General features: G+C 39.0%; 18 protein-coding genes. 11 read left to right on the forward strand and 7 right to left on the reverse strand.

Translation table 11 applies throughout. The annotated features are described in order from the left end of the window. Positions 1 to 31 precede the first annotated feature (31 nt). From GQR39_RS00325 to GQR39_RS00350, 6 genes are all read left to right on the forward strand, one after another. Complete coding sequence (locus GQR39_RS00325; RefSeq protein ID WP_002958731.1) at positions 32 to 385, forward strand: CidA/LrgA family protein; 354 nt, start codon at positions 32 to 34, stop codon at positions 383 to 385. Next, positions 378 to 1,121 carry an LrgB family protein gene (locus tag GQR39_RS00330; protein ID WP_165734541.1) on the forward strand — a complete coding sequence of 248 codons (744 nt, stop codon included), beginning with the start codon at positions 378 to 380 and terminating at the stop codon, positions 1,119 to 1,121. The genes GQR39_RS00325 and GQR39_RS00330 overlap by 8 nt, the downstream gene beginning before the upstream one ends. Before the next feature lie 38 nt (positions 1,122 to 1,159). Next, positions 1,160 to 1,990: a mechanosensitive ion channel family protein gene (locus tag GQR39_RS00335; RefSeq protein WP_008167991.1), complete on the forward strand. Its 831-nt coding sequence runs from the start codon at positions 1,160 to 1,162 to the stop codon at positions 1,988 to 1,990. Between the two features lie 168 nt (positions 1,991 to 2,158). Next, positions 2,159 to 5,413, forward strand: a complete 3,255-nt coding sequence (locus GQR39_RS00340) for a winged helix-turn-helix domain-containing protein (RefSeq protein ID WP_121954204.1) — start codon at positions 2,159 to 2,161, stop codon at positions 5,411 to 5,413. A 20-nt stretch (positions 5,414 to 5,433) separates the two neighbouring features. After that, a complete protein-coding gene (locus GQR39_RS00345) occupies positions 5,434 to 5,814 on the forward strand; it encodes a DP-EP family protein (RefSeq protein WP_165734542.1) in 381 nt (126 codons plus the stop codon). Positions 5,815 to 5,997: 183 nt separating this feature from the next. After that, entirely contained in the window at positions 5,998 to 6,987 is a 990-nt protein-coding gene (locus GQR39_RS00350) for a sensor domain-containing diguanylate cyclase (protein ID WP_121954206.1), read from the forward strand. A gap of 78 nt (positions 6,988 to 7,065) precedes the next feature. Here GQR39_RS00350 and GQR39_RS00355 read toward each other — a convergent pair whose 3' ends face one another. Next, positions 7,066 to 7,548, reverse strand: a complete 483-nt coding sequence (locus GQR39_RS00355) for a winged helix-turn-helix transcriptional regulator (protein WP_024590009.1) — start codon at positions 7,546 to 7,548, stop codon at positions 7,066 to 7,068. A 169-nt stretch (positions 7,549 to 7,717) separates the two neighbouring features. Here GQR39_RS00355 and putA point away from each other — a divergent pair, with 169 nt between their 5' ends. Together putA and GQR39_RS00365 are read left to right on the forward strand one after the other, a co-directional pair. Next, on the forward strand, positions 7,718 to 11,521 hold the full coding sequence (gene putA / locus GQR39_RS00360) for a bifunctional proline dehydrogenase/L-glutamate gamma-semialdehyde dehydrogenase PutA (protein ID WP_010553201.1): 3,804 nt from the start codon (positions 7,718 to 7,720) through the stop codon (positions 11,519 to 11,521). Between the two features lie 117 nt (positions 11,522 to 11,638). After that, on the forward strand, positions 11,639 to 12,832 hold the full coding sequence (locus GQR39_RS00365; RefSeq protein ID WP_165721045.1) for an HD-GYP domain-containing protein: 1,194 nt from the start codon (positions 11,639 to 11,641) through the stop codon (positions 12,830 to 12,832). A 53-nt stretch (positions 12,833 to 12,885) separates the two neighbouring features. Here the strand turns inward: GQR39_RS00365 and GQR39_RS00370 are convergent, their stop codons facing one another. The 6 genes from GQR39_RS00370 to GQR39_RS00395 form a co-directional block, all read right to left on the reverse strand. Further along, the gene (locus GQR39_RS00370) at positions 12,886 to 13,923 is read right to left on the reverse strand and encodes a general secretion pathway protein GspB (protein WP_165734543.1); all 1,038 of its coding nucleotides are present in this window, start codon (positions 13,921 to 13,923) and stop codon (positions 12,886 to 12,888) included. An 11-nt stretch (positions 13,924 to 13,934) separates the two neighbouring features. Beyond that, a complete protein-coding gene (locus GQR39_RS00375; protein WP_165734544.1) occupies positions 13,935 to 14,852 on the reverse strand; it encodes an AAA family ATPase in 918 nt (305 codons plus the stop codon). Between the two features lie 165 nt (positions 14,853 to 15,017). Beyond that, complete coding sequence (locus tag GQR39_RS00380) at positions 15,018 to 15,536, reverse strand: DUF1566 domain-containing protein (protein ID WP_024590014.1); 519 nt, start codon at positions 15,534 to 15,536, stop codon at positions 15,018 to 15,020. Positions 15,537 to 15,545: 9 nt separating this feature from the next. Next, positions 15,546 to 17,189: a DUF1566 domain-containing protein gene (locus GQR39_RS00385; protein WP_165734545.1), complete on the reverse strand. Its 1,644-nt coding sequence runs from the start codon at positions 17,187 to 17,189 to the stop codon at positions 15,546 to 15,548. Positions 17,190 to 17,258: 69 nt separating this feature from the next. Next, complete coding sequence (locus tag GQR39_RS00390; RefSeq protein WP_007581673.1) at positions 17,259 to 17,591, reverse strand: hypothetical protein; 333 nt, start codon at positions 17,589 to 17,591, stop codon at positions 17,259 to 17,261. Positions 17,592 to 17,613: 22 nt separating this feature from the next. Then, complete coding sequence (locus GQR39_RS00395; protein ID WP_024609010.1) at positions 17,614 to 18,318, reverse strand: DUF2982 domain-containing protein; 705 nt, start codon at positions 18,316 to 18,318, stop codon at positions 17,614 to 17,616. A 246-nt stretch (positions 18,319 to 18,564) separates the two neighbouring features. On the opposite strand from GQR39_RS00395, the gene GQR39_RS00400 reads away from it, so the two are divergent. The 3 genes from GQR39_RS00400 to msrA all read left to right on the forward strand — a co-directional run bounded on the left by GQR39_RS00400 (position 18,565) and on the right by msrA (position 23,341). After that, positions 18,565 to 19,617 (forward strand): efflux RND transporter periplasmic adaptor subunit, encoded by a 1,053-nt coding sequence (locus GQR39_RS00400; protein WP_024590017.1) that lies wholly within the window; start codon positions 18,565 to 18,567, stop codon positions 19,615 to 19,617. Between the two features lie 3 nt (positions 19,618 to 19,620). After that, positions 19,621 to 22,719, forward strand: coding sequence for an efflux RND transporter permease subunit (locus GQR39_RS00405; protein WP_010553194.1), 3,099 nt, complete (start codon positions 19,621 to 19,623; stop codon positions 22,717 to 22,719). 85 nt (positions 22,720 to 22,804) lie between these two features. Beyond that, positions 22,805 to 23,341 carry a peptide-methionine (S)-S-oxide reductase MsrA gene (gene msrA, locus GQR39_RS00410; RefSeq protein ID WP_165734546.1) on the forward strand — a complete coding sequence of 179 codons (537 nt, stop codon included), beginning with the start codon at positions 22,805 to 22,807 and terminating at the stop codon, positions 23,339 to 23,341. Positions 23,342 to 23,390: the final 49 nt, after the last annotated feature.

Raw genomic sequence — 23,390 nt, forward strand, 5'->3', positions numbered from 1 at the left:
TAAGCTCTTATCTTTTCTGTGAGCCACTTTGATGAAATATCTGCTCAGTAGCGCTATTATTTTACTATGTTTAGCCTGCGCTAAACTCATTATGCACTTTATTGGTGGAAGCTTTCCTGCACCGTTACTCGCTATGGTTATTTTATTAGTTTTACTCTTATCGGGTATTGTAAAAGAGCAACATATAAAACCATGCGCCTCCCCTATTTTAAATATTATGCCTATCTTTTTCATTCCTGCGGGTGTGGGATTTATTGAACATCTCGGCCTTATAAAATCGCACTGGGCATTTTTAGCCTCAGTTGTGGTGCTAGTCCCTATAACTACCTTGTTGCTTGTTAGCAGTGTAATTGCGTACTTTAAGGGAAGAGAAAATAATGACTGATTTTACTTTTTCCGCTATTTCAGAGCTACAGCCTAATTTATGGTGGCTAAGTATTCCTTTTATTATTGTATTGTTTTTAGCACTAAGGGCCGTAAACCAAAGTATAAAAAACAGCGTATTTAAATCGCTCACTAACCCCGTATTTTTAAGTATTAGTATTATCGCTTTATTACTAATTAACCTAAATTTGCCTTATACGCTATTTGCCTCGCACAGCAAATTACTAAGCTGGTTATTAGAGCCCGCGATTGTAGCTTTAGCACTTCCTTTATATCAGCAGTTTACACACGTACGAAAAAATCTATTACTCATAGTCGCAACATGTAGCTTAGGTATTGTTAACGCAACCGTTGTGGCATTTTTGCTAAGCATATTATTTAATGCGCCTGCGCAGCTAAGTGCATCTGTTGCCGCACTCAGTGTCACAACCCCAATATCTTTAATTGTTACTGACTCATTAGGGGGGATTAGCTCTCTTGCTGCGGCTTTAGTTATTTTTATTGGTCTACTAGGCGCTTTATTTGGCTTTATGCTTTTTAAACTCATTAATATTTTTAATCACGAATCTCAAGGTGTTGCAATGGGCACAGCTTGTCATGCAATTGGGACCGCTGCTGCTATTGCTGAGCATCCAAAAGTAGGCGCTTACTCCTCAGTTGCAATGGCGCTAAGTGCTTTATTAACAGCAATTATAGTGCCGCTGTTATATCCATTTTTAGTCAACATTTTGCTATAGTTGGAAAAATACAACATAGCCCTAATATAGAGCGCTTTATGATCAGTTCTGAAATCGAACAGTTTGAAAAATATTACACCATGCTTACTGAGTATATGGTTACCTACAGTATGCAAATTGTTGGCGCTATTTTTATCGTCCTCATTGGTTTGTGGATAGCACAAAAGCTTGCCAAATTTGTAGCCGCGTTAATGACCCGTCATAACGTTGACATTACGCTTACTAACTTTGTCAGTAGCGTGGTAAAAGTACTGCTAATTGTAATGGTTATAATTATTGCACTTGGCAAAATAGGTATCAGCGTTACGCCATTTGTAGCAGCCATTGGTGCTGCATCTTTAGGTGCTGGTTTAGCGCTGCAAGGAATGCTTTCTAACTATGGTGCGGGCCTTGCCATTATAGCCACTCGACCTTTTGTTGTTGGTGATACTATTGAAGTTAAAAATGTAAGCGGCCAAGTTAAAACAATTGAGCTTGGCTACACTATTTTAATCAATGAAGAAAAAGTAGAAATCACCATTCCAAATAAGCATATAGTAGGTGAAATACTTCATAACTCATTTAGTTACTCATTGGTCAAAGGTGAAATAGATATAGCCTATAGTGCTTGCTCTGATAATGCGATTAGCCTTATTGAAGACGTACTTAAAGCACACGAATTAGTCGCACAAAATCCGTTATCACAAGTGGGTATTGAACGCTTTGCCGATAGCGGTGTTACAATAAGCTACCGATATTGGGTACCTACTACTAAAATTATCGAAACCAAGCTGGCTATTAATGGCGGTGTTTATAAAGCAATTAATAACGCTGATATTGAAATCCCATTCCCTCAACGCGTCATTACTATAAATAAAAGCGATATATAGTCATAAAATCCAGTGGGTAATTCAATATTGAATTACCCACATCAATAAACTTCTTTTACTGCGTAAAAACTCCTTATCTGTTTGTTATTTTATCTGTAATATAAAGACTTGGTTAAAAAAGTCGGCTAATCACTCGCTTTAATTACATAATAACAATAATGAGCCATTATGAATCGCAGCCCTTTTTATTTAGGTGATTGGCAAGTCAATCCCCAGTCAAATACTCTTCAGCGTGCAGAAAAAAATAAACAGTTAGAACCAAAAGCCATGGATGTGTTAGTTCATCTTTGCTTCCAAAAAGGCGAAATTGTTACTACTGACGAGCTATTAGATCAATGCTGGAAAAATGTTGAGGTCGGCGATAACCCGCTGCATAAAACAATTACCCAGTTACGAAAAGCCCTCGGTGATAAAGCAAGTGAACCCACCTACATAGAAACTATTCGCAAACGTGGTTACCGCGTTATTGCAAAACTTGAGTTTCCTCTGGCTGAAGATATAAAAAAAAGTGAAAACACATGGCAAGGTGGCTCTCCTTTTTTAGGATTAAGCGCCTACAACCCAAGCGATACACACCTATTTTTTGGCCGCAATCAATCTATAGAAACGTTACTCAATAGAATATCGAGCCAAGTTAAATTTGGTCGTGCTTTTTGCTTAATACTTGGCCCTAGCGGTACGGGTAAATCTTCGCTTGTTAATGCTGGGATTTTACCAAAACTGCTAGATGAGCGAGGCTATAACGGCATTGGGGTTATTTCTTATAGCCAACTCGACTTTGCAGATGTTCATAAAAATAGACTTTTTTTAGATTTAGCTTCTGCATTACTTGATTGGGATATAAACGCCCAGCCTGTGTTTGAAGGATTAAGCGCGCAAACACTGGCAGAGCAACTAGAATTGACAATCGATGGCGTAATCAACGCCATACAAATTGCACTTAGCAAAGCCTCTACACAACTTAAAACACCACAGTTATTTTTATTTATTGACCGCTTAGAAGTACTGCTTTCTTCTCCTATATTTAGTAGCGAAACGCGCAGCCATTTTTTATCGGTTATTGAGCGCTTAGCAACCTCTAAAACTGTGATTGTATTTAGTGCGTGTCGTAACGACTTTTACCCTTTAGTCGTTGAACAACCAAGTCTAATGGCAGGCAAAGCTCATGGCGCCCACTACGATTTAACACCGCCAAACCGCCAAGAGCTCCAACAAATTATTCGCCTGCCAGCGCTAACCGCTAATTTAACGTTCTCCAATGACCCACAAACCCAAACACCACTGGATGAAATATTGTGCGCCGATACAGCCAATAACCCCGATGCACTGCCCATGCTACAATACACATTGCAAGAGCTGTACTTACAGCGCAGTGATAATAACGAGCTACTGCACAGTGTTTACACAAAACTCGGTGGTATTGAGGGCGCCATAGGCAAAAAAGCAGAAGATATATTTATTGACCTTAGTAACGAGCAACAACAGCAACTAAAAAGCGTGTTATCACAGCTGATCACTTTAAATCCAGATGGTAAAACCATTACGAGCCGCGCTGCCCGCTGGCAAACATTAACGAACACAAGCCAAAAAGAGCTTGTGCAAGCCATGGTCGATAGCCGTTTATTTGTATCGCATTTACAAAACCAAGAAGCCTGCTTTAGCCTTGCTCACGAGGCATTATTACGTCAATGGCCGCGCGCAAAACAATGGATTAATGACCATAAAGATGCCTTAGCAATAAAAAGTCGTTTACAACACCAAGCGCAAAATTGGATAGATGAAGGTAAAAGTAGTGCTTACCTCCTAGCGCCAGGTAAACCGCTACAAGAAGCGCAGCTATTACTAAACGACAAACTGTTTAAATTAGATGATAACGAGCACACTCTTATCAAAAGCTCTATTAAAAAAACAAAAACAAAAATAAGAGTAAAACGAGTGACCGTTGCTTTATTGTGCTTACTTACATTTACCGCGTTATTAATGAGCTTTACTAGTTTTAAGGCCCAACAACATGCGCAAAAGAAACAGCTTGAGGCCGAAAGCTTACTAGGGTTTATGGTGGGTGACTTTGCCGATAAATTACGTAGCGTTGAACGTATGGACTTACTTGATGGTATTAGTAATAAAGCACTTGAGTATTTTACTGAGCAAACTGACGATTCAAGTTCTCTCTTTAGCTTTAGCGATAATAAAGCACAATTTAACAACCGTTTTCAGTACGCACAAACCCTCGAAGCAATGGGTGAAGTAGCTTATTCCCGAGGTAAAACCGATGAAGCCTTTACCGCCTTTGAAAACGCCCGCACCCGCCTTGAGGCATTATTAAAAATACAGCCTAACAACTTAGAGCTACTCACGCTTGCAGGTGCCAATGCCTTTTGGCTTGGTCAATTAGCTTATGATCAAAATGATCATCAAGCTACTGAGCAAATGTTTAAAAAATACCACGCTTACAGTAAAAAAATGTATGCGCTGGCAGCCAATGATTTTAACTCCATTATGGAATTGTCGTATTCATCTAATTCTTTAGGTTCTTTATACATAGAAAAGTCTGACTACAGCGCTGCAAAAAAGAACTTTACAGAGTCGCTTTTACTTAAAAATAAAGCACTTGAACTAAAACCGAATAACAAAAATTTACTTCGAGATAAATCAGATACGATTAGTTGGCTTGCAAAAACAGAAGAGAAGCTAAGTAACTTTAATGAAGCAGTTAATATATTGGAAGGTGCAGTTGAGGTAATCACAAAATTGACTGCTAACTACCCTAGTGATGCAAGCCTTTTTTACACGTCAGCAAACATATATATGCAACAAAGTTATTTACTGAGCTATTTGAGTGATAAACGGATGGCTCATAAAAAAGCCAGCTTGGCTAATCAAGTTATCAATGAAGCTTTAGTACAAGATCCAAAAAACAATAAATTTCAGCTTATGTATTATCGCTCTTTAGCACATTCACTAATGCTATCTACTGATGAAAGTACTGACTCAACAATTGAAAAAATAATTAATTTTTTAAAATCTCAAAATTTTAAAAATACCAGCACTATCAATACACAAATTACACTGATTCAATATTTTATAAATAGACAATCACCACTCAAAGCACAGGAGTTATTAACTGAGCTTGAGAATAATGAAAACTACACACATCAATTAGCCAACCTAACTAGAACTGGTGATTACTTAGTACATACAAGAATAAACTTAATCAAAGCGAACTTAGCTACAACTAATAAACAGCGAGAGCAATTTTGCTTAAGTGCTATCAAAACTATTTCTGAAGCAGCAAAAACAAGTCAGAGCGTAAAAATAACATACCCACTAGTACAAGCTTATACCTGTTTAAACAGAGAAGACGAGATATCAGAAATAAAAACAAGCCTAGTTAAATTAGGCATTACGAACTTCCAACTATAATTACTCATAAAGGAAATGATATGAATAACACCCTAGAAAATGTCGACTTTCAAGTAAATATTAAACTTAACAACGGTGAAGCTATTTTTAGTTATACAAAAAATGGCGAACCCGCTACTGGCGGTGGTGTTGTAAGAACCGAAACCGCTGGCAACTACAATTTAGACGACGCCACAATTCAAAATGGTTTCGTATTTACTGGCGCTACTATCACCGATATCGACACACAAAAACCATGCGCCCAAGACTTCAGCTATAAAGTAAGTGATAACAGCCACACAATTATCATTACCGACACAGACGAAAATAATGGATCTGTATGCTTAATCTTTAACGTTGAGTGTAATGGCAAAAAATATGAAAGCGCCGATCCTCAAGTTAAGAATGAAAAAGAACTCTAATTAGCAACGCTTCTTTTTAAATTGCACTGGCCTATTAATTGCGGTGCAATTTTTTAAAAACGCCCCTAAATAAACATTAAATAACAATAACTTAAATCAGAAGGTTACCGAAAGGTTTAAAACCCATAAATTAAATAAACTCCTAGACATAAAGTTTCATTAACAATAAAAATGAGCAACACCATGTCTAACAATAATGAAAATAGCAGAGCAAACAACACCGACAACGCTGTATCTGCATTAATCAGCAGCATTTCTAATACCGTTAACAATGAAAAAATAAGCGCAATTATTAATGTCACTAATGTCATGGCCGATGCTATTTTTATTGTTAATGCAGATGGAGTGTTTGAATCAGTAAATCCCGTTGCAGCTCGTTTTTTTAATGTTACGTCTGACTCATTAATAGGTAAAAAATGGCAAGATTGTTTACAAGAACAGTATCGCGATGACTATCAATATATGTTTGAAAGTTGGAAAAACAACTATCAAACACCACTCAATCATGGCCCAAAAGAAGTTAAAATAATAAAAAACAATGGTAACTGTTTAGATATAGAGCTCTCAATTTCTTGTATACCCGCATCAACCACAAACAATACTCCTCTATTTATTTGTATTATGCATGATATTTCTAGGCATGTTAAAAAGTATAAAGTACTCGAAAACATAGCCAAAATAGATCACCTTACAGGCGTCGCTAATCGCTGCACTTTAGAGAAGGCAATTATTAAAAATTGGCAAGAATGCATAGTAGACAAACAGCCTTTGAGTTTTATCTTGATCGATATTGATTTTTTTAAACTGTTTAATGATAATTTTGGTCATGTAAAGGGTGATAAATGTTTGCAAAAAGTAGCTCAAACAATTGAAGACTGCCTCCCCTCAAAAGATAGTTTAGTAGCACGCTATGGTGGTGAGGAGTTTGCTGTTGTATTACCCCGCTCACATGTCTCAAATGCAGAAATGATCGCAAAACGTATTCAAGAAAAAATACTCAACATTAATTTTAGAGATATTGGTTTGCCAGCGAATGTAAAGATAAGTGTAAGCCAGGGTTTAGCGTGTGAATACGATAATCAGTACAGAACATCTGAGGCATTAATATGCGCGGCTGATACGGCTTTATATAGAGCGAAGTCGGAAGGTCGTAATAAATTATGTATAAGGTGATGTACTAACTATTTGGTATAGCCTTTATCTACTAAAATAAAAAACCGCAATTGCGGTTTTTTATTACTTGAGAAAAGCTTAAATGTCGATTAGCAGCCCTTCGTCTTTTTTAATCTTTTCGATCACCATATAAGTATGATGAGTGCCCACGCCGGGAATATCGACTAAGTCGCCAAGAACTTGTCTATATTCTTCCATATTAGAAACGCGGATTTTTAATAAATAATCATAACCGCCTGCCACCATGTCGCATTCAACGACTTGTTGTATTCTTAGTATATGCTCTCTAAATACCTTAAATACTGCTGTATTTGAAGCAACAAGCGACACTTGAACATGTGCTACTAAGCTTTGATTAAGCTTTGCTTCGCTAAGCTTAGCGTAGTAGCCTTCGATATAGCCTTCTTGCTCTAATCGTTTTACACGATCTAGGCACGGGCTTGCACTCAAATTAACCTGTTTTGCGAGGTTAACATTTGAAATTCTGCCGTTCTTTTGTAGAACGTCTAGTATGGCTAAATCAATACGATCTAGCATGCGTAATCTATTTGGAATTGTCATAACAGAATTTTATGCGGATAAGTTAAATTTATGCCCTGTAAATTATCGTAAAACGCGAAATTTAACCAGCATATTCTGCTGAAATTTAATTAGAATGCACTCACAATATCACTGGTAATTTATTGGTAATTAATTTTACTTTAATTCTTAACACTCCTGAGGGTTGCTTATGTTATTCAACGGCGATTTAACAACGATTTGTCCTATTAGACAAAGAATCCGTGACTTCTACCGCATAGATGAAAATGCGGTTATTGATCATATTTTACCGCTTGCAGAAGTAGGCGTAAAAGCACGAAGTCGTGCCTGGGAAAGAGCCCGCCAGATTGTTTTAAACATTCGTAAAGAGCAAGATGGGCAAGGCGGTGTTGATGCGCTTTTAAATGAATTTTCACTCTCTAGTGAAGAAGGCGTTGTATTAATGTGTTTGGCCGAAGCGCTGCTTCGCGTACCAGACAAAGCAACTCAAGATGTACTGATTCGTGACAAGTTAGCGAAAGGTGATTGGAGCTCTCATTTGGGCAGCAGCGATTCTTTATTCGTAAACGCGTCTTCTTGGGGATTATTAGTTACCGGTAAAATGGTTAACTACACAGACAAAACGAAAGAACAACAGTTCGGCATGCTTAAAAAGACCATTGGTCGTTTAGGTGAGCCAGTTATTCGTAAGTCTGTAAATTTTGCTATGAAAATTATGGGTAAGCAATTCGTTATGGGTCGTACCATTGACGAAGCAATTGAACGTGCTGCCGATACAGAGCAAAAAGGTTATGTATACTCTTACGATATGCTAGGCGAAGGCGCGCGCACAATGAAAGATGCGAAGCGTTACTTTGACAGCTACATGAATGCTATACACTCGATTGGTAAAGCGGCAAATGGTCGTGGTCCAATTAAGAGCCCTGGTATTTCAGTTAAGCTTTCTGCTATTCATCCACGTTATGAGTTCACTCATAAAGACCGTGTGATGGAAGAAATTGTACCAAAGTTAAAAGAGCTTGCGCTTGCCGCTAAGAAATACGATATCGGCTTTACCGTTGATGCTGAAGAAGCTGACCGTTTAGATATTTCTCTTGATGTGATTGAAGCGGTATTTAGTGATGAAGATCTTGGTGATTGGCAAGGATTTGGCTTAGCGGTTCAAGCGTATCAAAAACGCGCTATTTTTGTAATTGAATGGCTAACAGACCTTGCAACCCGTGTTGGTCGTAAAATGATGGTACGTTTAGTTAAAGGCGCGTACTGGGATACTGAAATCAAAACCACACAACAAGATGGTTTAGAGCATTTCCCTGTATTTACCCGTAAAGCAACAACCGATGTTTCTTACAAAGCATGTGCTATTAAAATGCTTGAAGCGCGCGACGTACTTTATCCGCAGTTTGCAACACACAACGCTTACACTGCCGCGACTATTTTAGAAGTAGCGAAAGGCGACAACACCGGTTTTGAATTTCAACGTTTGCACGGTATGGGTGAATCATTATTCGACCAAATCGTTAACGAAGAAAAAATTCAATGCCGTGTATATGCACCGGTTGGTCAACACGAAGACCTACTTGCTTACCTTGTTCGTCGTTTGTTAGAAAATGGTGCTAACTCATCATTTGTAAACGCGATTGTAGATACAACAAAACCTGTTGAATCATTACTACCAGACCCTGTAGAAACACTGCAAGGCTTGCGTAATAAGTACAATACGCAAATAAAAATGCCAATTGATTTATACGGTGAAGAACGTGCTAACTCTAAAGGCATGGATTTAACCGATATTAATGTTATTACCCCTTTCAAAGAGAATCTTGAAACATGGTTTAACGAGCACTTAATTGAGCAAAGCCAAGTACCAGAAGGCTCATTGGCTGTTAAAAACCCAGCAAATCACAAAGAAATCATCGGCCACGTTAAGTTACAAACTGGCGAAGAGATGAAAGTATTACTGGCTAACGCTGAAGCGGCACTTGAATCATGGTCACAAACACCAGTAAAAGAGCGCGCTAATTTACTGCGCCGCGTTGCTGACATTTTAGAACGTCATCACGACGAACTAGTCGCTATCTGTATTAAAGAAGCGGGTAAAGTAGCGCAAGATGGTATTGATGAAGTACGTGAAGCGGTTGATTTTTGTCGTTACTACGCAGCGCGCGCTGAAGAGTTATCTAAAGATGAGCGTTTCGAAGCCCGTGGCGTTATTTTATGTATTAGCCCGTGGAACTTCCCGCTTGCAATATTCTTAGGTCAAGTTGCTGCTGCGATTGTTACAGGTAACACTGTAATTGCCAAGCCTGCTGAGCAAACAAGTTTAATCGCCCTTCGTGCCATTGAACTAATGCTATCTGTTGGTTTACCTGAGCACGTTGTTCAACCGGTTATCGCTCGCGGCTCAGAAGTAGGTAAAACAATTGTTCCAGATGAGCGCATTCAAGCGGTTATGTTTACAGGTTCTACTGAAACAGGCACATTAATTTCTCAAACACTTGCTGCACGTAACGATATTCAAGTACCGTTAATTGCAGAAACAGGTGGCCAAAACTGTATGATTGTTGACTCAACGGCGCTTCCTGAGCAAGTAGTTGACGATGTGATCAGTTCTGGTTTTCAAAGTGCTGGCCAACGTTGTTCTGCTCTTCGTGTTTTATTCATTCAAGATGACGTAGCTGATGGCATTATCGAAATGCTTAAAGGCGCTCTAGCTGAGTTACACATTGGCGATCCATCGTTACTATCAACTGATGTTGGCCCTGTAATTGATGAAAAAGCACTTAAAAACTTAAACGAGCACGTTGAGTACTTAAAAGGTAATTCTATACTTCATTACGAATGTAAAATTCCTGATAACACTCAAAATGGCGCATACTTTTTTGCTCCTCGTTTATACGAAATTAAAGACTTATCAGTACTTAAACGTGAAGTATTTGGCCCATGTGTTCATATTGTTCGCTTTAAATCGAATGAACTTGATGATGTGATGGATCAAATAAATAACACAGGCTATGGTCTGACAATGGGTGTTCACTCACGTATCGAAGAGCGCTGTGAGTACCTTGCTAAAATGTCACGTGCGGGTAATGTTTACATTAACCGAAACATGATTGGTGCCATTGTTGGTGTGCAACCGTTTGGTGGCCGTGGTTTATCAGGTACTGGCCCTAAAGCCGGTGGCCCTAACTACCTACAACGTTTAGTAAAAGAAAAAGCATCACCAGATAACGTACAAATGACTAACCTAACGCCTGACGAACTTGATTTACACCACTACAGCGGTGCGAATGAGCAAGTTAAAAAGCTAATGGCCAACTCAATGCGCGATGAAAAAATCTGGCGTGCAACACCACTAAACGACCGTGTTTCGGCTGTACGTCAGTTGCTTGCTAAAATCGCGACGGTAGAAATTATCGACGATTTAGCAGACGACTTAGCATTAACATTATCAGAAGCACGTGCACAGCTTAACCGCCTTGAAAAGCACATGCGTAAGTTTACTACCCTGCCTGGGCCAACGGGTGAGTCTAATACACTTCATCTAGAAGCACGTGGTTGTGTAGTGTGTTATGCAGATAAGAGCACATCATTTAACTTCTGGGCATTGTCTATCATTACTGCTATTGCCGCAGGTAATACGGTAATTACTGTAGCGTCTGAGCTGTTTTATGATGAAGCCGTTGCCTTTAAAGATAAATTTATCTCTACAGGTGTTGCAGAAGGTGTTTTCCAAGTAGCTAAACCTAACCAGTTACAAGCTATTTTGGCGCACCCTCATTTAGCCGGTGCGGTAGTTGCTGCTCGCTCGTCTCGCTTGGGCTACTTTAGCCAACAGCTTGCACAGCGTAAAGGTGCTATTTTACCGGTAATTAGCTCTGAGTATTACGATACATTAATCAAACGTCTTATTACTGAAAAAACAATCAGTATTGATACAACAGCATCAGGTGGTAACACATCACTAATGACGCTTGTTGAAGATGATGAATAATTAAGCTAATGCTTTTTAACTAAAAAATAAAAAAGGCACTGAAAAGTGCCTTTTTTATTAGGTAGTAACGTATATATTTGTTAGCTTAATGAAAGATTAACAATAGAAGTAATAAATTTGAAAATAATTCCTGTAGGTCAGTTACTGCCTGGTATGTTTGTGCAAAGCGTTACTAGACAAACTGGCAGTATTAAAATTAAAAATCAAGGCTGGGTTAAAACTCAGGCTGGTATTAATAACCTAATAAAAGCAGGTATTTTAGAAGTAGAAATCGACCCTGATAAAACCCTCATTGAATCAGTCCCTGAAAAAGCTCCTATTGCTGTACCTGCAACAAAAATAAAGCGTGACCCTTGGCAAAAAACACACAGTGCCGAACAAGAAATGGGAAAGGCAAAAAAACTGTATGACGAAGCTAAAACACTGCAAATAAAAGCATTTAAAGATATTAAAGCAGGCCGCGATATAGATATTGCACCGTTCAAAGAGCTGGCAAGTGGCTTTATGGACTCTGTTTTTAGAAACCAAGATGCCTTAGCCTGCCTTACCCAAATGCGCCAAAAAGATGCTTACCTACTTGAGCACTCTATTAATGTATCGATATTAATGGGGATTTTCGCGAAGCATTTAGGTATAGAAAAAAACATTATCGTTGAACTGACTACCGGCGCACTTTTACACGACATTGGTAAGATAAAAATCCCTGATGAAATACTCAATAAGCCGGGTCGCTTTACCGATGATGAATTTAAAATAATGAAAATGCACTCGCTTTTCAGTAAAGAAATATTAGAAGAGTCTGGCTTAACGGGGATCGCGGTTGATATTGCAGGTATGCATCATGAAAGGCTTGATGGTAAAGGCTACCCGTTTGGTAAAAAGGGCGACGAAATAAGTCAGTACGTACGTATGGCATCAATTGTAGATGTGTACGATGCACTTACCGCAGAACGTGTTTACAAAACAGGCATGGAGCCAATAAAAGCCTTTAAAATACTAAAAGACGGATGCCCAGATAGCTTCGATCCCGTGCTGCTTAATAAGTTTATTCAATGTATTGGTATTCATCCGGTAGGAACGCTCGTTAGATTATCGAGTCAAAAAGTTGGTTTAGTGACCGAGAGTAATCCCAGTACACCACTAAAGCCTATCGTTAAAACATTTTACAGCGCCAAACATAGTCGCTATACAGAGATAAAAGATATCGATTTATCTAATAAAAAAACCTTAGATACCCTTGAATCAGCGGTGAAACCTAAAGAATATAATATTGATTTAGAACGCTTTTATAAAAACTCAATATTACCCTAAGCAATATTGAGAGCTCAACATTCTACCGAGCTCTCAACATAATAGCTAAACGTTTACTGCGGCCAGTCTTGCAAAGCCTTTAAGCTAAACTCATAACCATCAAAATCAAGTACACTTTGCTCAGGTGTAATCTCTCTTACAGTTAAAGCGCCTATGCTCTCTCCTTCATGTAACTCTCGGCCATTTAGCTTGATCCAACGCTTGTCAGCACTCGATGAATAAATATGCGCTTGATATTTAATACTAGGCAACATTGATTGCAAACCATCTGGTAGTAATTCTACAGGCTCAACACGTGATGACGTTTTTGATGCATGGGTAACTTCATAATCCTGATTTTTTTCGACGTCTTGTATAGCTTGCGCAAACGCATTTTTAAGTGTTGTAGGCACCTCATCAAGCTCAGGATCGCTCATCTGTTGAGATTGGTTGTTACCATTAATTGGCTTACCTAGTACTTTATATTTACTCATATCTAGTTGAGCTGATGCTGTATTTTGACTTTGCCCAAATACCGAAGCGTTCTGTGTATTATTTGGATTGTAATTATTTTGTGGATTAAATACTGGCTGATTATAATTTTGAACTGGCATTACTTGTTGCACGTTCTGCTGATTATAACCCGTTGCGCTCGTGACCTGACTCGATGGCATAGGAATATATTGCCCATTAGGCGTCAATAACATTTGCTGTACACCATTAGGTGTTTGCACATGTACAAGTTGCCCTTCAATCGTTGCAGTATTTGTTGGAGCTACTTTAGCGGGTTCTAACTTAGCTATTTGCTGTTTTTCAACTGCGGCATCTACCTCTTTAACTTGTTCTTTAGGTGACGATTTTTCGCTTTCAACCACCTTAATTACAGCGGGGTCCGATGTGTTTAATAAAGTAGTACCTTGAAACCACTTACCAGTAGTAAACCCACCAGCTACAGCAATAAAAGCAGCTAAGCTTGTACCAAATACTAACGCTAATCGTCTATAACGCTTTAGTGCTTGCTGTTGCTTTAACTGCTCTGATTGTAAGTCGTATTGCTCAGCACTCATATCTGATTGCTGCGACTGCTTTAGCGCATCTAATAAATAAGACATAACTTACCTAACTATAAAATAAATGAAAGCCCAATGCCTACGGCAAATAAAGCAGCGAATGCAAGGCTATATGGTACAAATGACGTTGCTTTGTTGGACTCATTAACTGGCGCTACAAAATCCATGGGTAATGACTCATGTGCTGATTTTTTTATTATATCGCTATCAACTATCAACTGCTGCTTTGCAAAAGTGCCTACCAAAGCTCGCTCACATACCAAGTTCATTAATCGTGGCACACCACCGGTTAATTGATGAACAGCTTGCATGGCATCCATCGAAAAAATTCCTTTATCACATCCTGCAACATGTAACCGATGCTTTATGTAAGCAACTGTTTGGCCTTGTGTAAGTGGTAATAAATGGTAACGAGCTGTTATTCTCTGGGCGAGTTGCCTTAATTCATTGCGCTTTAAAAGCTCTTGTAGCTCAGGTTGACCAACCAATACTATTTGTAATAATTTTTTATGATCGGTTTCTATATTTGTCAGCAAGCGTAATTGTTCAAGCACATTAGGGGCAAGTAACTGCGCTTCATCAATTATAAGTATGGTGTGCCCGCCCGATTTATTATTGGTCTCTAAGTGCTTTTTTATAATATCGGTAAGACTTTTAAGCGTCGCATTATTAGCATCGTAACTAATGTTGAGCTCATCACAAATACTAGCCAATAACTCTAGCTCTGAAAGTGCTGGGTTATGGATCATCGCTACTTGCGTGTTTTCAGGTAACTGCTCTAACATACTGCGGGTAATTGTAGTTTTACCAGTACCCACTTCGCCTGTTAATAATACAAAACCACCGTCTTCACCTAATCCATAGGTAAGGTGTGCTAAGGCTTCTTTATGTCGTTCACTTAAAAATAAGTAATGAGGGTTGGGCGAAATTGAAAAAGGTTTTTCATTCAGGCCAAAATAGCTTAAATACACCGTGATGTTCCTTCGTAATTAAATCACGGCCTATAATGGCAAAAAAACGCACTAAGTGACAACGTTGTAAGCGCTTTATTATTGAAATAACGTAAATTTATGTAAAACAAAAAAATGCAGCGGTTTTAAGGCTGCACTTTCATCTGTCTAATCTTAGTAAGTACTTTATTCTTCGTAGCGAACTAACCGTAAATACACATTACTAGTTTTGGCGTGCAAGCTATTCAGCCCACTATCAAATTGATAAACCCATGCAGAGCTCATCGTGCTCACACCCGATGTATTTGACCAATAGTTTTGAAGCTTAGTACCAAAAAACACCTCTTCATTAATGCTCGGCTCGGTGCAACTGTGCTCTAAAATACTCGCCAACTCTTTAATGTTAGGCATTTGCCAATCATCGTAATCTGCGGTTGTATCATTTTTAGCACCGCGTAGTGCTTCTTGCCAAGTAAGAGAAGGTGTAGAGCCTTCGCAAAGCTGCGTCTCTGTATTATAAATTTGCCCATAACTACAACGTTGCCACATAAGGCCTGTTTCGGTATCAGACACTGTGCCATCTGTATTTATGGTAAATCTATCTGTCGGCGTTGTGGTATCTGCACCGTCGTAGCACGTTTGCGCCGCTGCAATATTAAAGCTCAAGCTTATAGTTGCTAGTGCATAGAGTAATTTTAATCTCATTATTTTCTCCTAACGGCTTCTAACTAAACGAACATACGCAGTATTTTCTTTTGGATATGCAAGATCGTTACCATCACTCATATCAATAATGTACGCTTGCGATAAACTTGTACCATCGGCTGCAGTTTGTGAAGTCCAATAACGTAAGTGACTTAATGCACTTTCACTTGGCATATTGGGGAAAAACACCTCATCAATTAATATGCTTTGCCCTTGTTTACCATAATCAATTAAACCTAAAAGCTCTGTATAAGTAGGTAACCGCCAATTTGTACCACCACAAAAATCTAAGTTATTCACTTCGTTTATATAACTTTGTACTCCACAACTCGTATCATCCGGACAAGTTGAATTGGCTGTACTAGTATCGGTAAAAGTAGTGTCGCCTAAATCCCAAAAGTAATGATTTTGCCCCTCACGCAAGCTTGTATTTGGCAATACTCCTGAGGATTCACTTTTTACTTCCCATACAAGTCCAGTAACATTATCGCGTATACAGGTAAAGTCACTACTATTATCACCAACTTCATCAGCAAACTGATTAAGTTTAGTGTAATCAAACGCTAAATTACCTTTACCAACCTTATCTAAACGGTTTGCATAGCTATCGCGTCCAAGTTCAGCATCTTGCGCTGGAAAGTCATCGCTTTCACAGTTAATGCGTTGGGTGTTGTTATAGCACTCACCAACACCACTATCGTTTATAAGCCCAAGCGCTTTTGGTGATACATCAACAAATAAAGAATCTGTATCGGTGCGTCCTTTTGAGTCGGTTACCGTTACTTCAAAGCTCAACGTGGATTCAGTATCTACATCAGAGGCAAAAAATGTCGTTGTACATTGGTCGCTATTACTTAATGTTTCGCTATTACCGGTAAGTTGTTGCCACTTACACTGATAGGTATCGGTGACAGTTTCGCTATTCGTTGCATCAAGCGTTACTTCTTCAAACTCTTCGACATTTTGATCAGCGCCTGCATTTGCATCCACTAGTTCATTTGTTTTATTAAGCGTCATTGAATATTGAGTACTCGCCTCACCGCCTTCATCATCAGTGACTGTTAGCTGCCAAGACAAATTTACGTTACTTTCTAGTAAAGGATGAGAAAAGCTAAGAGTTGACTCATTAAAGCTAGCAATATCTAAATCAGGACCTGATAGCAGTTGCCACAAATAACTATCAATTTGGCCATTATCATCAGGATCGCTCGACTCAAGGGCGCTCAAAGTCACTGTATCTTTGTATACAGAAGGAAGTGTTTCAGGAGATGTTTGGGTAACAACAGCAAGAGGAAGTTGATTATTAGAGCTCACTGAAATAGAAATGTCGTCACTAACAGCGCTACTACCGGTGCTTTGATAGCTTACTCTTAAGATTATTTCACTATCAGTTTTTACGTCAGGGGCTGTCAATGTTTGCTCAGCGCCTTCAAGCGGAAAACCTTCTAAGCTTGGGCCGCTAACTTGTTGCCATGAAAACGTACCATCAGCGGGAGAACCTTGTGCTGTGATGGTAAATTCAGTTTTTTCGATAATTTGTAAATCGGTTCCAGCATTAACAGATGTTTCTACAACTGTATTATCGCTATCACCGCCTCCACACGCACTCAGCAAACCGCAAGAAATGAGGGGGATTAAAGCAAACGCTTTCATACGCAGCACCTTATTATGTCAAATAATTACTATAGTGTAATTACTAGCAATAAAGATGCCATTAAAGTACTACATATATGTATCTTGATGAATGCGTACAAACAACTTCGTACCGATTTTACTGTAATCTACTTTGTATTCACGCCCATCTAAAGCTTGAATAAATAGTAATTGTTTTTCTTCGCCAAATACATCAGGGCTTCCAACATAGACTATTTCTAAATAGCGATCTTTTGCATCACGGCGGTTTTTAGGTAACTCTTCTTTAAATGGCTCTAAGCCATGTTGAGTCACTTTAATTTTAGGATGAATTTCAGAGTTTACAATCACTAAATCATGCTTTTTATCTTTATGTATTATGGTGTTTCGACCACTTTTTAAAAAGGCTCTCTCTTGACTCATTTTTCTTTCCTACAGTCGCAGCTTAATTATTAATTTGCGACGCTATAAACTGACTAGGCTCGCGCTTCCACTTATTTAAGTTAGCACTAAATGCCCAAATATCTCTATCTAACACACTGGCTGGTAATAATAAATCGTAACCGGTTAACAGTTGAAGGTGCTTAGTCCTGTTAGCAAACATAGCTATAAGACCAGTATAGCTTATCCCTTTATGAGATGTGTAATGTGTATCTTCTATTAGCCATTCTGATGGGCAATTGCCATTTTTGCAATGTTTTTGAACAACTTGCATAAATAAATTACGCTGCTCTATTAATAATTTCCCTGCAATTCGAGGCGCTATGCTTGTTAAAAAGTCATCTATGTCGTTTACCTTTATACCAACCGCATTTAATTCTAAGTAATCAAAGCCATTTTCTACTTTGGGTATACCACTGTGATGAAAGTTACTATGAGGCATATACCAAGCTCCGTATTTATGGCAATAAACGAGCTCAGACTCATTTAATATAAGGCTATGATATGGCTCTTGAGTTTTTAAATATCCAATAAAAATAGCGGCAATACACAAGCTCACTAAAAATATTTCAAGTATGCTAATCTCACCCGGCCTCAGTAAATTAAACAACATAATAAAAACTAAACCAATTGCACCTGCAACAAGCACTTCAATTGCGTTTCGCGCACCTTGTGCCCGAAACTTAATGGCATTGTTAGATTTATCCATATTGGTAAAACACCATATAAAAAACAAGCATAATAACAGCCCAAATTATGACCTTTCTTGTTGTTATACATAAGTTACAGGTGGTTTTAAATTTCATACATTACCGCTTTTTCCTCAACAAAATAGGAACAATGAATAAATCTTATTTACTTTTACGCTTAACGCACAAATTTATGAGACACATAACCGTCTTTTCCCGGTCTTATTTCGTACAATACTTACAATTCATTTTCAGGTATGAAATCAATGTACTCAAGACAATCAGGTAAAGCACTTTTTCCATTTATTATTACGTTACTTTTAATATTTAGCGTTTATTTATATCTACCCGCTAGCCACGGCGAACAGGCCGATTTATCACAAATGTCTACTCAAGTAACAGCTCATACTGTTACTTCTCAGGAAAACGCAGTGATGATAGAAGCGATCGGTAGCGCGCGTGCAAACCAAGCAATCTATATAAAAAGTGCGCAAAACGATTATGTCACAGATATATATTTTAAAGACGGCGACTTAGTCAGTAAAGGACAAAAGTTAGTACAGTTACAGAGCCAACAAGAACAGCTTGCCGTTAAAGAGCTTGGCATTAACTTACGAGAAGAACAACGTCAGTTAGATCGCCTAACCGAACTTTCACGCTCGCAATCAACGGCAAAGTCGTTACTTGAAGAGCAGTTATCTCGTGTTGATGCAACAGAGGCCCAACTAGAAAGCGCTAAAACTAAATTAAACGAAATGACTATTAGTGCGCCCTTTTCAGGCCTGTTAGGTAAGCGTGAAATATCAATAGGTGCTTACGTAAGTAATACAACAATAATCACAACACTTGATGATATTAGTATTATTAAAGTTGACTTTAAAGTACCTGAAAAATATTTAGCACAATTAAATATGGGCATGAAAGTGCTTACGCAAAACGATGCCTACCCAGGACAAACATTTAACGGCAAGGTAACGCATATTAGCTCGCGTATTGATTCGGTTACTCGCAGTGTTGAAGTAACAGCAAGTTTTGCCAATAAATCAGGATTACTTCGCCCTGGTATGTTACTAAATACAGCACTTGAGCTAAGCAGCAACCAAGCTTTAATGGTGCCAGAAAAAGCGGTTATACCTTTGCAAGACAAACACTTTGTTTTTCAAATTCAAGATGGGATAGCTAATAAAATTGAAGTGCATGTTGCTAGCAGAAATAATGGCTGGGTTGCTATCGACGAAGGCCTAACTGATGGCGAGCAAATTGTTACTGAGGGGCTAATAAAAATTCGCTCTGGAAGTAAAGTAAGCGTAAAGGGGTAATACGTGAAAATTACAGATACTAGCGTCAAGCGCCCCGTTTTTGCCATTGTAATTAATTTACTGCTTCTTACTTTTGGACTGGTTGCGTTTACTATGCTGCCACTTCGTGAATACCCGGATATTGAAACGCCGATTGTAAATATCAGCACTGAATACACAGGTGCTTCTGCCGAAATTATAGAAACCAAAATAACGCAAATAATAGAAAATCGAATTTCAGGTATTGAAGGTATTAAAAGTATTAACTCATCGAGTCGTAATGGACGTTCAAACATTACCATTGAGTTTGATATTAACCGCGACATAGATGCAGCATCTAACGATGTACGCGAACGTGTAGCACGTGCACTTGATAGTTTGCCCGATCAGGTACGCCCGCCAGAAGTATCTAAATCAAATAGTGATGAAAGCCCAATCGCCTGGTTTGTATTAAACAGCGAAACAATGGACTCGTTACAGCTCTCTGATTACGCGCAGCGTTTTATTGTTGACCGCTTAGCCGTAGTAGATGGTGTATCTAACGTACGTATTGGTGGTGAGCGCCAATACGCCATGAAAATTTGGCTTAACCGCCAAGCAATGGCCGCACGGGGTATTACCTCAAGCGATATTGAAAATACACTGCGTACAGAAAACGTTGAACTACCCGCCGGCGAAATAGAATCTATAGATCGTGACTTTACCGTGCGTACTGCCCGTAGTTATAAAGATCAGCGCGATTTTAAAAACCTGGTAATTAAGCGTGGTGATGAAGGTTACTTAGTACGTTTAGGTGAAGTTGCCGATGTACGTTTAGAAGCTGCCGATGACGAAAGCTTATTTCGCGGTAACGGGCGTAATATGATTGGCTTAGGTATTGTAAAACAAGCTAAAGCAAACACACTTACCGTAGTAGATAACGCGCGCAGTGAACTTGAAAAAATCAAACGTAATCTACCTGAAGGCACTACAATTCAAGACAGCTACGATTCGTCTGTATTTATTAAAGAGTCTATTAATGAAGTTTACAGCACACTTGCCATCTCTATGGGTTTAGTCGTACTCGTTATATTTTTGTTTTTAGGCAATATACGAGCAACGCTTATCCCTGCGGTCACCGTACCGGTCGCACTTGTTGGTAGCTTTATGTTTTTATTGGCAATGGGCTACTCAATTAACTTACTCACTTTACTTGCCTTAGTACTGGCCATTGGTTTAGTAGTAGATGATGCCATTGTAATGCTTGAAAACATTCACCGTCGTATTGAACTGGGTGAGCCGCCGTTACTAGCTGCATTTAGAGGCGCGCGTGAAGTAGGTTTTGCTATAGTAGCAACCACGCTTGTACTTATATCTGTGTTTGTGCCATTAGTATTTATGGATGGCCGTATAGGTGCATTATTTACTGAGTTTGCTATGGCGGTAAGTGCTGCCGTATTTTTCTCAAGTGTTACAGCACTTACTCTCGCACCAGCCTTATGCTCTAAAGTACTTAAAGTATCAGACAAACCAAATAAATTTAGCCAATGGATGGATCGCCAGTTTACTAAAATTGAAGTAAGTTACCGTAATTCACTCTCCACCAACATAACCCGTAAATGGGGTTTAATGGTGAGCTTATTATTAGCTGGCTTTGTTAGTTACTCGTTGTTTTTACAAGTTCCTTCTGAGCTAACGCCAAAAGAAGACCGTGGCACGTTCTTTATTATGATGAGCGGCCCAGAAGGCGCAAGTTACGAAAATAACGCCGCTAATATGGCTAAAATTGAAGAGCGCTTAATGCCTTACTCGCAAGCGGGTGAGCTAAGTCGTGTACTTGTTCGAGTGCCTGGCTGGGGTGGCAGCGGCGGTGTTGCGATTGTTGGTATGGCCGATTGGGATAAACGCAAACGCTCAACCTGGGAAGTAATGGACGAAATAAGCGGTAAAATGCAAGAAGTTACCGATGTTCGTGCATTTGCCATTATGCGCCGTGGTATTGGTGGTGGTGGCTCATCTCGCCCAATTGAGTTTGTACTGCAAGGTAATGATTACGCACAACTTGCCGATTGGCGTGACCGTATAATAAAGCGTGCTGAGCAAAACCCTGGTTTAGTAAGAATCGATCATGATTACAAAGAAACCTTCCCACAGTTTTTAGTTAGCATAGATAAAAACAAAGCTGCCGATTTAGGCGTTTCGGTATCTGATGTAGGCCGTACACTAGAAACAATGCTTGGCCAGCGCCGTGTTACGACCTTTATTGACCGCGGTGAAGAATACGATGTGATTTTAAAAGGAACAAAAGAAGATTTTACCAATCCTACTGATATTTCAAATATATACCTTAAATCACGAAGCGGTGAACTAGTTCCACTTGATAGCCTTATCAGCTTAAAAGAAGAAGCAACAGCATCGCGCTTAAACCGTTACAACCGTATGCGCGCAATTACATTAAGCGCCAACTTAGCTGATGGCTATACACTTGAGCAAGCGCTTAACTTTTTAAACGAAGTAGCCGCGCAAGAAAACGATATAGATGGCGCAGTAGATTACAAAGGTGAATCGCAGCTTTATTACGAAGGCGCATCCGCGATGACCTACGTATTTATACTTGCACTCACCGTTACCTTCTTGGTACTTGCTGCACAGTTTGAAAGCTTTATGCACCCATTTGTAATTATGCTTACCGTACCGCTTGGTTTAATGGGCGCTATGTTTGGGCTTTGGGCTACAGGGCTTACCTTAAATATTTACAGCCAAATAGGTATTGTCATGCTCATAGGCTTAAGTGCTAAAAATGGTATTTTGATTGTAGAATTTACTAACCAATTACGCGACAAAGGCGTTGAGTTTAGTGAAGCAATACTACAAGCGGCTACCCAGCGCCTTCGCCCAATAATAATGACCTCACTTACAACCGTTATGAGCTCTGTTCCCTTGGTTTTTGCTTCAGGCCCCGGCGCTGAAAGCCGTATGGTAATTGGTGTAGTTGTGTTTACAGGGGTTATTGTATCTACCCTGCTGACTCTTTTTGTTGTACCTGCTGCGTATTATGCTCTATCGAAAAATACACAATCACCTGAGTTTTTACAACAAAAGCTGAATAAACAAGCTGCTGAAAAGCCTTTCGAAGAGATCTAATCTCTTTATTGCGCCGTAACCTTGTTGTTGCGGCGCATACAATTTATGCTCGCCTTTAAACTCCATATACATTTTAGGAATACTTATGAGCTCAACAACGCAAGTAGCAACATTTGGTGGCGGCTGTTTTTGGTGTATAGATGCAGCATTTAGACGTGTAAATGGCGTATTAGATGTGAGTTCTGGCTATACCGGTGGCGAAACCGACATCCCAACCTATAATTCTGTATGCTCTGGCACAACTGGGCACGCTGAGGTTGTTAAAATTGAATTTGATACTACTGTAGTTAGCTTTGAAACACTTTTAGCAATGTTTTTCACTTTGCATGATGCAACACAATTGAATCGCCAAGGTAACGATATAGGCACACAGTACAGAAGCGTTGTTTACTATCACGATGAAGCTCAACTAAAGCAAACCAATGAAATGATAGCTCAACTGCAAAGCCATGTGAGTGAGCCCATTGTGACAGAAGTCAGCCCTGCCACCACGTATTATCCAGCAGAGCATTATCATCAAGATTACTATAACGAAAACCCACAGCAGGGTTACTGTAGTATTTTAATAGCACCTAAATTACATAAATTTGAAACCGTATTTAAAGAGTTCTTAGTTGACTAGCTAATTTGAGCAGTTAAATTGATTAGTTAAACTTAGCTACACATTAAAA

The sequence above is a fragment of the Pseudoalteromonas sp. C8 genome (assembly GCF_011378685.1).
GTDB lineage: Bacteria > Pseudomonadota > Gammaproteobacteria > Enterobacterales > Alteromonadaceae > Pseudoalteromonas > Pseudoalteromonas arctica.